Here is a 14,914-nt window from a genome sequence, read left to right as displayed (position 1 = left end):
ATGTCCGTGACGGATGTTTCCGGCCTGTCGCAACTGGGCACGAAGGTCGATACGCCAGAGAGCCCGGAAAAGGCCGTTCTCGAAAAGGTGCCGAACGGCAATGCCGGCACCGATTACGTGGTGCGCTTCACCGCGCCCGAATTCACCTCGCTTTGCCCGATGACCGGCCAGCCGGATTTCGCCCATATCGTCATCGACTATATTCCGGGCGATTTCCTGGTGGAATCAAAGTCGCTGAAGCTGTTTTTGCAGTCCTTCCGCAACCACGGCGCATTCCATGAGGATTGCTCGGTCTATATCGCCAAGCGGCTAGTGGACCTGTTACAGCCGAAATGGCTGCGCATCGGCGCTTACTGGTATCCGCGCGGCGGCATTCCGATCGACGTCTTCTGGCAGACCGGACCGGCGCCCGAAGGCGTGTGGCTGCCGGATCAGGGCGTTCCCACCTATCGCGGTCGCGGCTGATCCGGCTTCCACGAGATTAAAGGTTCAGGCGAACGAACCGTCGTCGCCTGAATCGAAATCCGCGTCGTCGGCGCTGTCGTCATCGGCCTGCTGGATATCGTCGTCGTCGTTGTTCTGGGGGCTGGCGTTGTCGCCGTAATAATTATTGATAACGGTTTCCTCGACAGGCGCGTTACCGGCAGCATTGCCGCCGCCGAAGGGCGAGCCAAGGCCGAGCGATGACATGTGGCTGCCGAAAATGCCGCTCAGCGAATTGGCGAGCAACATGCCGCCGGCGACACCCGCAGCGGTCCCAAGCGCACCCTGCAGAAAACCACCGCCCGAAGAACGTCCGACCGCGCCGGGCTGCTGGCTCCAGGGGCCGCCGGATTGCTGACCGGCGGGCGAACCCCAGGGACCGGCCGTCTGGCCGGCGGTATCGTTGCGCCATGAGGTTTGCGGGGCAGGGGCGGGTGTCGGCGCTGGCGTCGGTGCTGACGGCTGTGACTGGCCGGTTCCGAAGATGGAACTCAGAAAGCCGCCCTGCGCTGCGGCCTGCGGGGCGCTGTTGCCGCTTTCCAGCGCGTGGATACGGTCTTCGAGCTGCTTGATATGGGCTGCCGCCGCCTCCAGACCCTTTTCCTGAACGATGACCGCCTGGGCGAGATAATAGGGGGCTGCGGGCTGATCGCGCACGGCGTCTGCGATCAATGTTTCCGCCTCGCGGTCACGCGGGGTGGCGGATGCGGTTCTGGTCCTGTCGAACAGGGCCTTGAGAAGCTGGCTTTCTTCCGGTGACATATGATGCCTCCTTACCGTGAAGCGAAAATCCACGATAAGGAGGTAGGCCTCAATTCCGGCTTTTCAAAGCGGCCCGAATTTTAAATTTCGGTAATGATCCTCAGCCGCCGAAGGCGAGCGAGAGACCCGCAATCGCCGTCAAGGCGCCGACGGTGCGGCTGGCTGCGGAACCGAAACGGGCAATGCCGAGGCCGAGCGCGATGCCGGCCGCATGCAGGATGGCGGTGGCGATCATGAAGCCGATGCCGAATTGAAGCGCGCCGGCGCTGCCGAGTTCCCCACCATGGGCATGGCCATGGAAAAGCGCGAAAGCGCCGACAACGGCCGCCGCCGCTGCCGTGGGAAGCCTTGCCGCCATGGCAACGAGCAGGCCGAGACCGATGACGGAGGCGAGAATGGCCGGTTCAACGAAGGGAAGGTCGATGCCGTAAACCGCCATCAGGAAGCCGGCGGTCATGGTGCCGACGAAGGCGGAAGGCACGATCCACAACGCCTTGCGGTCGCCCTGCGCCACGGCGATCTGCGAGGCCCAGATGCCGACGGCCACCATCGCCAGAATGTGGTCCGCACCAAAGAACGGGTGGGAGACGCCGGCCATGAAGGAGCCGTGTTCTTCCGGGTTCAAATGGGCGAAAGCGGGCAGGGCGGTAACGCCCAGCGCGGCGGCAGTGAGGCTTAGTCTTTTCAGCATGGTTCCCTCTTGAAATTATGGCCGTCCGCAACGGAATCTTGGGGCTTTCCGCGGCAGGCGGCGCTGCAATGAGGCGTCAACGATATCGCGAAGGCCGACAGGCTGTCCATGCGTCATCTGCCGGGGGTGCTGTTTATTGTTGGCGGGCAAACCTTGCCTTTTTCTCTCATTGCCTTACGTAACAAGTCGCACTATGTCCGAAGGGCATGCATGAATTTTGCTGGAGAGAGCCGTTGATGAACGAAGACGAAGACGACAAGAGCAAGGAACTGCCGATCGGCAAGGAAACGGAAGCGAATCTTTTCAAGTCGCGTTCGATCTTCATCTATGGTGGCATCACGCAGGAACTGGCGCAGAAGGTCTGCACGCAGCTCGTGGCTCTCGCCGCCGCTAGCGACGACGACATTCGCGTTTACGTCAATTCGCCGGGCGGCCATGTCGAATCGGGTGATTCCATCCACGACATGATCAAGTTCATCAAGCCGAAGGTCTATATCATCGGCACGGGCTGGGTCGCTTCCGCCGGCGCGCTGATTTACGTTTCGGTGCCGAAGGAACGTCGCCTCTGCCTGCCGAACACCCGCTTCCTGCTGCACCAACCCTCCGGCGGTACGCGCGGCATGGCATCCGACATCGAAATCCAGGCCCGCGAAATCATCAAGATGAACCAGCGCCTGATCAAGATCTTCTCCAAGGCCACCGGCCAGAGCGAAGAAAAGATCGCCAAGGACATCGATCGCGATTACTGGCTCGGCGCGGAAGAGGCCAAGGATTACGGCCTCGTCGGCAAGATCGTCGAGAGCCAGTCGGAACTCTGAGTTTTCGATTTTTCAGTTGAGAAAGCCCGTATCGGTGAAAACCGGTGCGGGCTTTTTCCTTTCAGGCCGGTGTTATTTCATCATGTCGCAGGCCTTCATCATGTCGGCCTTTTTCATCTTGTCCATTTCCATGCCGGCCTTGTGCATGCAATCTTTCTTGCTGGCCTTCTTGCCGGCCATGGACATGCCATCCTTTTTCATCGTCTCCGTCTTCATGGTGTCGCTATGCATGGTATCCTTCTTCATCGTATCGGTTTTCATGCTATCGGCATGGGCGATGCCTGCGAAGGAAAGAGCGGACAGAAGGGAAGCGGCGGCAATGGCGGTGAAAATGCGGGTCATGAAGGGTCTCCTCTGGACGTCGTTGAATGTCCGCCGGCATCGTGCCGGGGCTCACGATTGTCCATTCGGCCGGGAAAGGCCGGCCGTTACATCTTCACGCGCTTGTGACGACAAGTTCGGGCGAGATTTTTTTAAAGCCACTATGTAACAATATCCTGCCGATTGCGAATAACCCGATAGTGACGATGACAGGCAGCCCTTCGGAAGAAACACTGAAAATGCTGATGCTGCGTTCCCTCGATGGGGACGAAGGCGCCTACAGGCATTTGCTTCATGCCCTGAGACGGCTGCTGATCGCCTATTACGGCCGGCGCATGGCTGCTGCCGCCAGAGGCGATGTCGAAGATCTTGTGCAGGAAACCCTGTTGTCGCTTCACGCCAAGCGGGAGACCTATGACCGTGCGCGACCCTTTACAGCCTGGTTCTTTTCGATAGCGCGCTACAAGCTCATCGATCACTATCGGGGCCGGGGTGCGCGCCTGCTGGCGGAAGTGGAACTCGATGAAACGCTGGAGGCGGAACCGTCCGTCGATGCGGTCACGGCCCGCATGGATGTGGAGCGGCTGCTCGACGAGTTGCCGGAACGGCAACGGGATCTCATTCGAAGGGTGAAGCTCGAAGGTCACTCAATTGCCGAAGCGGCGCAAAAATCCGGCCAGACCGAGCTTGCGGCGAGGGTCGGTATTCACAGAACGCTGAAAGTCCTGGCGGCAAAGTTGCGGGGGGACACGTGAGGAAGACGGAAGACATCATCGACCAACTGGCGGGCGATCTGAAACCCGTACGAGCTTTTGCGCTGGAGCGGAGGCTGGCGTTCGTGGCCTTGCCCGCGCTCGGCCTTTCGCTGCTGCTGATGGTCGTCATTCTGGGGCTTCGCAGCGATATGAATGACGCCATGACCGAACCGGGTTTCTGGGTCAAATCCGCCTATAATGCCCTGCTGGCCGTGGCCGCATTTTTCGCCCTCATGCGTCTTGCGCGGCCGGAGGGCGACAGGGGTAGCCTGTTTGCGTGGCTTGCGGTGATTTTCGTCGCCATGGCGGTCATCGCGCTCGTCCAGCTTGGATTTGCCGTGCCCGGCACCTACAGGACCCTCATTGTCGGATCGTCGGCGCTGCATTGCCCGTTTTTGATCGTTGCTTTCGCACTGCCGCTGTTTATCGCGAATTTCGCGGTTCTCAAGCGTTCGGCTCCCGCTGATCCCATGCTTGCGGGTTTTGTCGCGGGCATCGCCGCGGGTGCGGCCGGGGCGTGGGTCTATTCGTGGTTCTGCACCGAAAACGGCATGGCTTTCGTGCTGATCTGGTATTCTCTGGGCATCCTGTTGACCGGCATCATCGGCGCTTTTGCCGGTTCCCGTCTGCTCCGCTGGTGAAGGCAAGATTGCCGATGCCGGCCCGGACATGGTCCAGAGCCGGCATTCTGCTTCATGCGGATTTCACTGACCCAGATTGGCGGGAATTGCGAATGCCGCAAACTGGGTGAACTGCTTGCCCGTGTTGAAATTGTCATCGGAGGCGATGACGAAGAGCTGCTTGCCATCCACCACCGGGCCGAAGGCGAAGCTCTCGATATTGTCGATATCGAGGCCGAAATCGCCTTCGTTGATTTCGAACCAGGCCGATTTGGATACGGCGGCCACGGATGCCGGATCGATCTTGTCCTTGCCGAGAATATTGTCGGCGCGGGACATGTCGGCGATGAAGAAGCGGATGTGATTGCCGACGCCGGAGGCGAAATTGCGCTCGACGGCGACGAAACGGCCATCCGGCAGGGCCGCGATGGCGGAAAGGCCGTTGTCGTTATATTTCGGCTCGGCGGCCGTCGGCGTCTTCGAGATCGCCTCGGTGACATAGACATGCTCGGCGACCGGCTTCAGCGTCGCCGTGTCGATGACGAGGATGCGGGCCGGGCTGCCCGCCTGCGGCGTCGCCTTGGGGCCGTCCTGGGTGAGCGCATTTTCAGTGGTGGCGATCAGCCGGCCGGGCATCAGCGTCAGGCCTTCGAAAGCGAGGTTGTTCTGTACGCCCCTGGTCTTGGCGTCATCGACGAGATAGGCGTTTGGCAGTTCCAGCCGCTTCACATTGCTGCCGTCGAGGCCCGAGACGTAAAGCGCCGGCTGGTTCTTCAGGTCGCGTTCGGAGGACCAGTAGAGCTTGCCGCCCTTGCGGTCGAGCGCGATGCCTTCCGCATCGATGCCCTTCGGCGCAAAAGCAGCGCCGGTCTCGTCCTTCAATTCGCGCGTGGCGGCGATGTTGAGCGTGGCGGCGCCTTCCGCGACAGTCAGCTCCAGCTCGTAATAACGGGCCGGCCCTTTTTCCACGCGGTCATCGGAAATTGCGAGATAACGCCCGGTTTCGCTGTCAAAGGCGAGGTCGGAAATACCGCCGAAGGTGACGCCATCGATGGAGAGGCCCGATGGAACGACGATCTGGCCGAGAAAGGCCGGCGGCGGCGGGGTCTGGGCCGCGGCGGGCAGAGCCGCAAAACAGCAGGCGACGATGGTGACGATGCGGAGCATGGCGAGGGTCCCTCTTGTGGCGGATGACCGGTTGCGATGCAGGGAGGATTAGCGCCGTGCCGCTAAACTTTGATGACGTTTTCCATGCCGCCGTACCTGAAGTCTGGCGGCTCATCTTGCCAAGCGGCGTCTTTTTTGATCCTGAATATAATCACGCTTCATCCAAAGCGTGTCGCCATCCCCGGATTCGCGCGTCACGCTTCAGTTTTGTTTCTGCCTGTCGCCAATGCGGACCGCTGCGGTTGTTTGCGACAGACAGCAGGCCGCAGAGTGCTTCATGCTGAAAGATTTTTCCGTCCAGAGCCTGTTCATGGGCTGCCTCACCGCCTTTGTCGGTTTCGCCAGCTCCTTCGCCGTCGTGCTGCAGGGCCTGAAAGCTGTCGGTGCGACGGATTTCGAGGCGGCGTCGGGACTGATGGCGCTTTCAGTGGCGATGGGGCTTTGCGCCATTATTCTCTCCGCCGCCACCCGGCTACCCATCAGCATCGCCTGGTCGACACCGGGTGCGGCACTGCTTGCGACCACCGGCGTCATTGAGGGCGGCTTTCCGGCGGCCGTCGGCGGGTTCATCATCTGCGCGATATTGATCATCATCGCAGGCCTGTTCCGGCCGCTGGGAAAGGCGGTCGCCTCCATTCCAGCGCCGCTTGCCAATGCCATGCTCTCCGGCGTCATCATCGGCCTGTGTTTTGCACCGATCAAGGCGATCGGCTTCAACCCGGCGCTTGGCCTGCCGATCATCCTCGCCTGGATCGTGGTGGGCGCTTTCCGGCGGCTTTTCGCCGTGCCGGCGGCCCTTGCCGCCTTCGTGCTGGTGATGATTTTCGGCGTTGAAATTCCGGCGGGTGCACTTGATAGCGTGGCGCAATCGCTGACACCGCCGATGGAATGGGTAACGCCCGTCTTCAGTCTCCACGCGGTTGTTTCCATCGCGCTGCCGCTCTTCATCGTCACCATGGCCTCGCAGAATATTCCCGGCATCGCGGTGCTGAAGGTCAATCATTACGATCCGCAGCCCGGACCGCTTTTCGCCTCGACCGGCTTTTTCTCGCTGCTTTCCGCACCCTTTGGCGGCCATGCCGTCAATCTCGCAGCGATTACGGCTGCCATGTGCGCGGGCGAGGACGCCCATCCCGATCCAAAGCGACGTTACTGGGCGGCGATCATCGGCGGTGTCGGCTATATTATTTTCGGCCTGCTGGCGGGCGTGGTCACCGCCTTCGTGGCGCTGGCGCCGCCCATTCTCATTCAGGCGGTGGCGGGGCTGGCACTGGTCGGCGCCTTTTCCGGCTCCGCTGTCGCAGCCTTCAGGGAGCCGGAAACCCGCGAGGCGGCGGCCATCACTTTCCTCATCACGGCCTCCGGGCTTTCCTTCGGCGGCATTTCCGGGGCCTTCTGGGGGCTGATCGGCGGCGGACTGATGATGGCATTGCAGCGGGTGGTGAAGCGTGGTTAGATGGTGGAAATGGTATAGTTTTTATATTATATTCTCATGGTATTCGAATTTGACCCGATAAAGAGCGCTGGCAATAAAAACAAACACGGCATCGATTTTGTCGATGCACAGGCATTGTGGCACGATAAATACGGTTTGACGGTTACAGCGCACAATATTGGAGAAGAGCGGTTCGCCCTCATCGCACTTCTCGGGGAGAAGTTGTGGTTGGCTGTCCATACCGTGCGGGGTGGCCGTATTCGCATCATTTCCGTGCGACGTGTCCGAGAATTAGAGAGGTATCATTATGAAGACAATAAGCGCAGAAGAATTCGACAGGATGGCCGATGACGGCGAAGACATCAGCGAATATCTCGACTGGTCGACGGCGCGCCATCTGAACATCGAACCCAAGCGCGTGAACATCGATTTTCCGACGTGGGTCGTCAACGATCTCGACAACGAAGCACGTCGTCTCGGTGTGACCCGGCAATCGCTAGTCAAATTGTGGATCGCTGAAAGGCTGGAGACTGGCCGTCAAGCAAAATAAGCCTGCGCATCACAAGATCACTTGTCAGACCGCCAGCCGCTGTTTATACACATCGCCATGAGCAACAGCATCGCAACCATTTTTGGCATGAGCGCGCAGATTTCTGCGAAGGCCTCGCCGTGCGGTGCACTCTCGCTTCTTAGCCTCGACCTTACACGCGGTTGCCGGGTCCAGTGAGGAGCGCCCGGCGGCCGAAAGCCCGCTGGTGCAAACGCTCCTCATCTCGAAATCTCATTTTATACTGGATTTAGGCTCTAAAGGGCCGCGCATCCGCCGATGGCGAAAGACGCCCGCGGACTGCGCAAGGAGGAAGCGAAATGGACGGCAAGATCACCAATATTTCCAAGGGCATGGCTGACGCGTGCGTGAAGTATCGCCCTTACCCGACCATCAATATCCCCGACCGTACATGGCCGGGCAAGACCATCGACAAGGCCCCGATCTGGTGTTCGGTGGACCTGCGCGACGGCAACCAGTCGCTGGTCAACCCCATGGGTCACGACCGCAAGGCCCGCATGTTCAAGCTGCTGCTCGAAATGGGCTTCAAGGAAATCGAGATCGGTTTCCCTTCCGCCTCGCAGACGGATTTCGATTTCGCCCGCTGGTGCGTGGAAGAGGGCAATGTGCCTGACGATGTCTCCCTGCAGGTGCTGGTGCAGTGCCGCCCGGAGCTGATCACCCGCACCTTCGAGGCACTGGAAGGCGCCAACAAGCCGATCATCCACTTCTACAATTCCACCTCGGAATTGCAGCGCCGTGTGGTGTTCGGCAAGGATGTGCACGGCATCAAGCAGATCGCCGTCGATGCCGCCAAGATGATCACCGATATGGCGGCCAAGGCCGGCGGCGGTTACCGTTTCGAATATTCGCCAGAGAGCTTTACCGGCACAGAGCTGGAAGTGGCGCTGGAAATCTGCAACGCCGTGGTCGAGGTGGTGAAGCCGACGGCCGACAACAAGCTGATCCTGAACCTGCCCTCGACGGTGGAAATGGCGACGCCGAACATCTATGCCGACCAGATCGAATGGATGTGCCGCAACATCGACAATCGCGAAAACGTCATCATCTCGCTGCATCCGCATAATGACCGCGGCACGGGCATCGCCGCGACCGAGCTGGGCCTGATGGCCGGTGCTGACCGCGTGGAAGGCACGCTGTTCGGCAATGGCGAGCGCACGGGTAACGTCGACGTCGTGACGCTGGCGCTGAACATGTATACGCAGGGTGTCGATCCGGAGCTGGATTGCCGCGATATCGAGCGCATCAAGGCGGTCTATGAATATTCCAACGAGATGACGATCCCCGAGCGTCATCCCTATGTCGGCGAGCTGGTTTACACCGCCTTTTCCGGCTCGCATCAGGATGCGATCAACAAGGGCATGAAGGCGATCAAGGTCGCCAACCATCCCGTCTGGGAAGTGCCCTATCTGCCGATCGATCCGAAGGATGTCGGCCGCTCCTATGAGGCGATCATCCGCATCAACTCGCAATCCGGCAAGGGTGGCATCGCCTATATTCTGCAGCAGGATTACGGCATCAACCTGCCGCGCAACCTGCAGGTGGAGTTCCGCGAGGATATCCAGCGCATCACCGATGAAGAAGGCGTCGAGCTGCCGGCCAAGCGCATCTACGAGCGCTTTATCGAGCGTTACGTGACGCAGCCGAAGGCGCGCATCAAGTTCGTCGATCACCACACCTATCCGGCGGGCGATTTCAAGGGCGTGCGCATCGTCGCCGCCGAAATCACCGATAATGGCGAGGTGAAGCGTATCGAGGGCAAGGGTACCGGCCCGATCGACGGGTTCATCAATGCGCTGTCGGTCTATCTCGGCATCGACCTGTCGGTGAATGACTATTCCGAGCATTCGCTGCAACATGGCTCGAATGCTTCGGCCATTGCCTATGTCGAGATGGAGCATCCGGGCGGTAAGCTGTTCGGGGCAGGCGTCAATACGAATATCGTGGCGGCGTCGCTGGAGGCGATTGTTTCGGCGGCCAATCGGGTGCTGGAAGAGCGGGCGAAGTAAGTTTGCCTTGAGGGTGGGGCTTTACCCCCCTCTGCCCTGCCGGGCATCTCCCCCTCAAGGGGGGAGATCGACCCGAGGCTAACCCCCGGCTATCTCGATGTTTAAGAATGGAGCGGTGATAGTGCTCCCTGCTGATCTCCCCCCTTGAGGGGGAGATGCCCGGCAGGGCAGAGGGGGGTGAAGCCACACGCTTCAACCTCACCGCTCCGGACTCTACTCCCCCAGCAGCGAAAACCCCAGCGGCCGCCCGTTTTCATAAAACACCCGCACATCCTCCAGCGCCATACCCGTCCCCGTCTCATTCAGACTATGGCGTTCACAGGCGACATTCCAGGTGCCGGGGCCACCGGAAATATGGAAGAGATTATAGGCCGCGCGCGGTTTTTCACCGCCCGGTCCCTGGCTGGCGGAGGAAATGCCGACGACCGGGATGTGGTCTTCCCCGTGGTGGGTGTTCAGCCAGTAGACCGTGTTGAGATGGGTATGGCCATGCAGCACCAGCTCCGCTCCGCCGACGCCCAGCGCCGCGGCGAAACGGCGGATGCCGATCATGCGCTTGTGGGTGGGGGAAGCGCCCCGGATCGGCGGGTGATGAATCATCACCACCCGGAACAGCCCCTGTTCACCGGCTTTTTTCAAAAGCTCCGCCGTGGCGCGCGCCTGCCGGTTGCCGAAATAACCGGTTGCCGAAAAGGGCGGTGTCGCAATCGAGGTGGAGCAGCCAATGAGTGCGACGGGACCGCGCACGCGCATATAGGGGAAAATCTTGCGGTCGTCGTCCCATTCCTGCGGATCGCCATCGCCACGAACATAGGGATACCAGGCCTGCATGGCCTTGTCGTGCGCGCCGGAAACATAGGCGTCGTGATTGCCGGGAACGACGGAGGTTTTTTCGGGATCGCCCACTTCCTCCAGCCAGTCGGCGGCGGCGCGGATTTCAATGCCGGTCGCAAGATTGACGAGATCGCCGGTAATAGCCAGATGGTCCGGTGACTTTGTCTCGAGATCGTCGAGCAGTTTTTCCAGCGTATCGGTGAAGAGATGCTTGCGGCGGTTGCGGTGCCAGTTGACAAAACCGGTGATACGCTTGGATGCAAGTTCGCGGAAAGTGAGTTTTGGCAGTGGCCCTAAATGGACGTCTGAAATATGGGCAAGTTTGAACATGGCGGCAGAGATAACCTATGATATGCCGCGCGTCCAATAAAAGCCGGCAGGCGGGGAGAAACCAGGGTGAATGACGAAACAACCGGGCGGCAGGCCCGTCCGTTCCATATGCGTGTCTTCATCCGTTTTCTGCATTTCGTTTTTCTGTTCACGCGCGGCGCCACCCTTGGCGTGCGTGCGGCCTGTTTCGATGAAAAGGGCAGGATTTTTCTGGTGCGGCACACCTATCTGCCGGGCTGGTATCTGCCGGGCGGCGGGGTGGAACGTGGTGAAACGCTGCTCGTGGCGCTGCACAAGGAAATCCGCGAAGAAGGCAATCTCGAAGCGGCTTCAAAGCCTGAGCTTTTCCACGTCTATCTCAATCTGGAGGGCAGCAATCGCGATCATGTCGCGCTCTACCGGCTTGACGTCACCCAGACCAAACCGAAAAAGCCGGATCACGAAATTGCCGAAAGCGGCTTTTTCGATCTTTCGGCTTTGCCGGAAGGGGTGACAGCCGCCACCCGCCGCCGCCTCGCGGAACTTGCCGGCGAAGCGGCGATCGCCGACCACTGGTAACGGCGGCGGCTCTCCGTCAGGAGAGCGCCTCGCGGCCATGGGCCATGGTCAGGTCCAGTTCCGGGCCGACGGGTACGATGCCGGTGGGATTGATGGTGCGGTGGCTGCGGTAATAATGTTCCTTGATGTGGCGCATATCCACCGTCTCCGGCACGCTCGGCGTCTGGTAGAGATCGCGCAGGTAACCCGTCAGGTACGGATAGTCGTGGATGCGGCGGATATTGCATTTGAAATGGCCGACATAGACGGGGTCGAACCGCACCAAAGTGGTGAACAGGCGCCAGTCCGCTTCCGTCTGTTCTGAACCGAACAGGAAGCGCCGGTCCTTCAGGCGGTCTTCCAGCATGTCCAGCGTTTCGAACACCTTCACGGCATTCTGCTGATAGGCATCCTGCGTGGTGGCGAAACCGGCCTTGTAGACGCCGTTATTGACGGTGTCGTAGATGACGTCGTTCAGTGCATCGATCTCGGCGCGCAGTGCCTCAGGGTAATAATCTGCTTTCGATCCGGTGAGATCGTTGAAAGCGGAGTTGAACATGCGGATGATTTCCGCCGATTCATTGGAGACGATGGTGCCGCGCTTTTTGTCCCAGAGCACCGGCACGGTGACGCGCCCCGAATATTTGGGGTCTGCTTTGGTGTAGACCTGCCAGAGCGTGGACGAGCCGAAGAGGTGATCCTCGGTCGCGCCCGGCGTGCGCTCGCCCTCAGGCTTGAATTCCCAGCCGTTTTCCAGCATCAGCGGATCGACGACGGAGACGGAAATCAGGTCCTCCAGCTTTTTCAGCTTGCGGAAAATCAGGGTGCGGTGCGCCCAGGGGCAGGCGAAAGAGACATAGAGGTGGTAACGATCCTTTTCGGCCTCGAACCCGCCTTCTCCGGAAGGGCCGGGTGCGCCATCCGCTGTGATCCAGTTGCGGAATTGCGAGGCGCTACGCTTGAAGTGCCCCTTGGTTTCCTTGGTGTCATACCAGACGTCTTTCCATACGCCTTCCACCAGCATGCCCATGACGGTCTCCTTGATTGTTTCCTTTTGAGCGATCCTAACCGTTCTGCACTCTCCCGCGAACCCGCAAGGCGTTGAACAATGCGTTTCCGATCCTGTGGGAACTGAATGGGATAGCGCAGAGATTTGTTCTGGACGGGTGGGAATTTTCCTGATAACTGCAATTTTCACAAATCTGAGGAAATTGCTGACTATGATCGAACCACGGATGCTCCGACGACGCTGACGCTCCTGAACGCCCTTACTGGCGCAGCCGTCATCTATTGTCGCATCCGCATTCTGGAAGTTTCGGTCTCTTCATGTCCAAGCACGATCTTGTCTACCTCACCGAGGACGCGTCGCACGACGCCATCATCGACGTCATCAACGAAGAAGCATTCGGTCCCGGCAGGCATACCCGTGCCGCAGCGCGCATTCGTGAGCAGGGGCCGCATGACCGGTCGCTGTCCTTCGTCTGCGCCGATGATGGCGAAACCATTGCTTCGGTGCGCATGACGCCGGTTCTGGCGGGCGGGGTGAAGGGCCATATGCTCGGGCCCCTTGCGGTGCGGCCCTCGCACAAGAACAAGGGCATCGGCCGGGAACTCGTCCGTATCGCCATTGCCGCCGCCCGGCGGAAGGGCTCGGAAGCGGTGATCCTGATCGGCGATCCGCCCTATTACATGCCGCTCGGTTTCGAGAAGGTCGCTTATGCGGCGCTCGATTTTCCGGGTCCGGTCGACCCGAACCGGGTGCTGGTGGTGCCGATTGGTGACGACGTGCACCAGCGGCTGAAGGGCAAGATCGGTTGGCGCAAATGCGAGGCCGTGATGCCGGCCGCCACGGCGGAAGATGAGGGTTTTGAGGAGCCGCTCAGGGTTTACGGCTGAGGGTTTTTCTTCTCGCCATGATACTATCCCGTCCGTCATTCCGGCCTTGAGCCGGAATCCAGCCGACGCGCGTCGGCGCGGCGAAAGAATCTCTTTTCAGCCCAAGGACTTGGGCTGGCTGGACCTCGGATCTAGTCCGGGGTGACGGAAGGGATGTTACGCATTACGGGAACCATCGAGACTGCCGTGCCAATCCTCGCGGGATGAAACCTTGAGGGGTGTCTGTCTCGAAACAACGCGTCTCCCTCCACAGAATTCAATTCCGTTTCCTCCCCCTATACGATAGCAAGTCAAAGTCGATTTCTGCAAAGGGGCGGGGCATGACGGCGATTACCATGAACGATGCGCTGGAGCGCGCGGGCGCAGGCGCCTATCAGCGCAGGCTGATGGGCATATTCGGCCTCGTCTGGGCGGCGGATGCCATGCAGGTTCTGGCAGTTGGCTTCACCGCCGCCTCGATTGCCGCAACCTTCGGGCTGACGGTGCCGCAGGCGTTGCAGACCGGCACGGCGTTCTTTTTCGGCATGCTGCTGGGTGCTGCCGGTTTCGGGCGGCTGGCGGATCGGTATGGACGTCGCCGTGTGCTGATCGTCACCGTGGCCTGCGATGCGCTGTTCGGCGTGCTTTCGGTGTTCGCGCCTGATTTCACTATTCTGCTCGTCCTGCGTTTTCTCACCGGGGCCGCCGTGGGCGGCACGCTGCCGGTGGATTATGCGATGATGGCCGAATTCCTGCCCGCCAAAAATCGCGGCCGCTGGCTGGTCTTTCTCGAGGGCTTCTGGGCTGTCGGAACGCTGATCGTGGCGCTGGCGGCCTGGGGCGCCAGCCTTGCCGGCGTTGCCGATGCGTGGCGGTATATATTCGCGGTGACGGCTTTTCCGGCGGTTCTCGGCCTTGGTCTGCGCTTTCTGGTGCCGGAATCGCCGCTTTACCTGCTGCGCAGCGGGCGGTTGGAGGAAGCCAAGGCCGTCGTCAACCGCATGCTGGTGACGAATGGGCGTGCGCCTCTCGATGCCGGGACCGGGCTTTTCCAGCCTGACGTAGGCAAGGGACAGGGGATATTTTCACCGGCGCTCCGGCAGCGAAGCATCATGATCCTCGCCATCTGGTTCCTCGTTTCCGTTTCCTACTACGGCGTCTTTACCTGGATGCCAGCGAAACTGGCGGGCGACGGTTTCGGCTTCGTGCGGGGTTATGGTTTCCTGGTGCTGGTGGCGCTGGCGCAGATCCCCGGTTATGCGCTTGCCGCCTATGGCGTTGAAAAATGGGGCCGCAAGCCGACGCTGATTGGCTTCTGCCTGCTCTCCGCGCTTGGTTGCCTGCTGTTTACGCTGGCTTCCGGCGGTGCGATGATTGCCGCCTCGCTTCTCATCATGAGTTTTGCGCTGCTCGGCACCTGGGGCGCGCTTTATGCCTTTACGCCGGAACTCTACCCGACCGAGTCGCGGGCAACCGGAATGGGTGCGGCAGGCGCCATGGCAAGGCTTGGAGGTCTGCTGGCGCCGTCGCTGCTCGGTTATGCCATTGCGCAGGGCTTTGGTGTCGCGATCGGCATATTTGCCGGGCTGCTGGTGCTGGCTGCCATTGCGGCCACGATGATCAATGCGGAAACGCGGCAGGTGGCGCTGACTTAGTTGCCGCCAAGGGTGATGGCCTGATCTGATCCACGATCAGGCCATTCTGTTCTG

17 protein-coding genes are annotated in these 14,914 nt (G+C 60.4%); 11 read left to right on the top strand and 6 right to left on the bottom strand.

Annotated features, from left to right (window positions below; translation table 11 throughout):
- Entirely contained in the window at positions 1–465 is a 465-nt protein-coding gene (gene queF, locus ACQZ5G_RS14360; protein WP_003523055.1) for a preQ(1) synthase, read from the top strand.
- Positions 466–489: 24 nt separating this feature from the next.
- Here the strand turns inward: queF and ACQZ5G_RS14355 are convergent, their stop codons facing one another.
- Both ACQZ5G_RS14355 and ACQZ5G_RS14350 read right to left on the bottom strand, forming a co-directional pair.
- The gene (locus ACQZ5G_RS14355) at positions 490–1,245 is read right to left on the bottom strand and encodes a DUF2076 domain-containing protein (RefSeq protein ID WP_003523057.1); all 756 of its coding nucleotides are present in this window, start codon (positions 1,243–1,245) and stop codon (positions 490–492) included.
- Between the two features lie 100 nt (positions 1,246–1,345).
- Complete coding sequence (locus ACQZ5G_RS14350; RefSeq protein ID WP_448736517.1) at positions 1,346–1,936, bottom strand: HupE/UreJ family protein; 591 nt, start codon at positions 1,934–1,936, stop codon at positions 1,346–1,348.
- A gap of 236 nt (positions 1,937–2,172) precedes the next feature.
- On the opposite strand from ACQZ5G_RS14350, the gene ACQZ5G_RS14345 reads away from it, so the two are divergent.
- The gene (locus ACQZ5G_RS14345) at positions 2,173–2,754 is read left to right on the top strand and encodes an ATP-dependent Clp protease proteolytic subunit (protein WP_003523060.1); all 582 of its coding nucleotides are present in this window, start codon (positions 2,173–2,175) and stop codon (positions 2,752–2,754) included.
- A 72-nt stretch (positions 2,755–2,826) separates the two neighbouring features.
- Here ACQZ5G_RS14345 and ACQZ5G_RS14340 read toward each other — a convergent pair whose 3' ends face one another.
- Complete coding sequence (locus tag ACQZ5G_RS14340; RefSeq protein ID WP_448736518.1) at positions 2,827–3,096, bottom strand: pentapeptide MXKDX repeat protein; 270 nt, start codon at positions 3,094–3,096, stop codon at positions 2,827–2,829.
- Positions 3,097–3,281: 185 nt separating this feature from the next.
- Here ACQZ5G_RS14340 and ACQZ5G_RS14335 point away from each other — a divergent pair, with 185 nt between their 5' ends.
- Positions 3,282–3,830, top strand: a complete 549-nt coding sequence (locus ACQZ5G_RS14335) for a sigma-70 family RNA polymerase sigma factor (protein WP_120357025.1) — start codon at positions 3,282–3,284, stop codon at positions 3,828–3,830.
- A complete protein-coding gene (locus ACQZ5G_RS14330) occupies positions 3,827–4,471 on the top strand; it encodes an NrsF family protein (RefSeq protein WP_448736519.1) in 645 nt (214 codons plus the stop codon). The genes ACQZ5G_RS14335 and ACQZ5G_RS14330 overlap by 4 nt, the downstream gene beginning before the upstream one ends.
- Positions 4,472–4,534: 63 nt before the next feature.
- On the opposite strand, the gene ACQZ5G_RS14325 is transcribed toward ACQZ5G_RS14330, so the two are convergent.
- Positions 4,535–5,617, bottom strand: coding sequence for an esterase-like activity of phytase family protein (locus ACQZ5G_RS14325; RefSeq protein ID WP_448736520.1), 1,083 nt, complete (start codon positions 5,615–5,617; stop codon positions 4,535–4,537).
- A gap of 277 nt (positions 5,618–5,894) precedes the next feature.
- Between ACQZ5G_RS14325 and ACQZ5G_RS14320 the strand changes: the two genes are divergently transcribed.
- The 4 genes from ACQZ5G_RS14320 to leuA all read left to right on the top strand — a co-directional run bounded on the left by ACQZ5G_RS14320 (position 5,895) and on the right by leuA (position 9,629).
- On the top strand, positions 5,895–7,073 hold the full coding sequence (locus ACQZ5G_RS14320; protein WP_448736521.1) for a benzoate/H(+) symporter BenE family transporter: 1,179 nt from the start codon (positions 5,895–5,897) through the stop codon (positions 7,071–7,073).
- 36 nt (positions 7,074–7,109) lie between these two features.
- A complete protein-coding gene (locus ACQZ5G_RS14315) occupies positions 7,110–7,403 on the top strand; it encodes a BrnT family toxin (protein ID WP_448736522.1) in 294 nt (97 codons plus the stop codon).
- Positions 7,360–7,602 (top strand): type II toxin-antitoxin system BrnA family antitoxin, encoded by a 243-nt coding sequence (gene brnA, locus ACQZ5G_RS14310; RefSeq protein WP_020808480.1) that lies wholly within the window; start codon positions 7,360–7,362, stop codon positions 7,600–7,602. Before ACQZ5G_RS14315 ends, brnA begins: the two co-directional genes overlap by 44 nt.
- A gap of 317 nt (positions 7,603–7,919) precedes the next feature.
- Positions 7,920–9,629: a 2-isopropylmalate synthase gene (gene leuA / locus ACQZ5G_RS14305; RefSeq protein WP_448736523.1), complete on the top strand. Its 1,710-nt coding sequence runs from the start codon at positions 7,920–7,922 to the stop codon at positions 9,627–9,629.
- A gap of 213 nt (positions 9,630–9,842) precedes the next feature.
- Here leuA and ACQZ5G_RS14300 read toward each other — a convergent pair whose 3' ends face one another.
- On the bottom strand, positions 9,843–10,793 hold the full coding sequence (locus ACQZ5G_RS14300) for a metallophosphoesterase family protein (RefSeq protein WP_448736524.1): 951 nt from the start codon (positions 10,791–10,793) through the stop codon (positions 9,843–9,845).
- 66 nt (positions 10,794–10,859) lie between these two features.
- On the opposite strand from ACQZ5G_RS14300, the gene ACQZ5G_RS14295 reads away from it, so the two are divergent.
- The gene (locus tag ACQZ5G_RS14295; RefSeq protein WP_448736525.1) at positions 10,860–11,351 is read left to right on the top strand and encodes an NUDIX domain-containing protein; all 492 of its coding nucleotides are present in this window, start codon (positions 10,860–10,862) and stop codon (positions 11,349–11,351) included.
- A 16-nt stretch (positions 11,352–11,367) separates the two neighbouring features.
- Here the strand turns inward: ACQZ5G_RS14295 and ACQZ5G_RS14290 are convergent, their stop codons facing one another.
- Positions 11,368–12,360 (bottom strand): glutathione S-transferase family protein, encoded by a 993-nt coding sequence (locus ACQZ5G_RS14290; protein WP_448736526.1) that lies wholly within the window; start codon positions 12,358–12,360, stop codon positions 11,368–11,370.
- A 296-nt stretch (positions 12,361–12,656) separates the two neighbouring features.
- Here ACQZ5G_RS14290 and ACQZ5G_RS14285 point away from each other — a divergent pair, with 296 nt between their 5' ends.
- Both ACQZ5G_RS14285 and ACQZ5G_RS14280 read left to right on the top strand, forming a co-directional pair.
- Positions 12,657–13,226 carry a GNAT family N-acetyltransferase gene (locus tag ACQZ5G_RS14285; RefSeq protein WP_035220162.1) on the top strand — a complete coding sequence of 190 codons (570 nt, stop codon included), beginning with the start codon at positions 12,657–12,659 and terminating at the stop codon, positions 13,224–13,226.
- A 320-nt stretch (positions 13,227–13,546) separates the two neighbouring features.
- Positions 13,547–14,860, top strand: a complete 1,314-nt coding sequence (locus tag ACQZ5G_RS14280) for an MFS transporter (protein WP_448736527.1) — start codon at positions 13,547–13,549, stop codon at positions 14,858–14,860.
- Positions 14,861–14,914: the final 54 nt, after the last annotated feature.

The sequence above is a fragment of the Agrobacterium sp. 22-214-1 genome (assembly GCF_053522465.1).
This window is presented reverse-complemented; position numbering and strand designations above follow the sequence as displayed.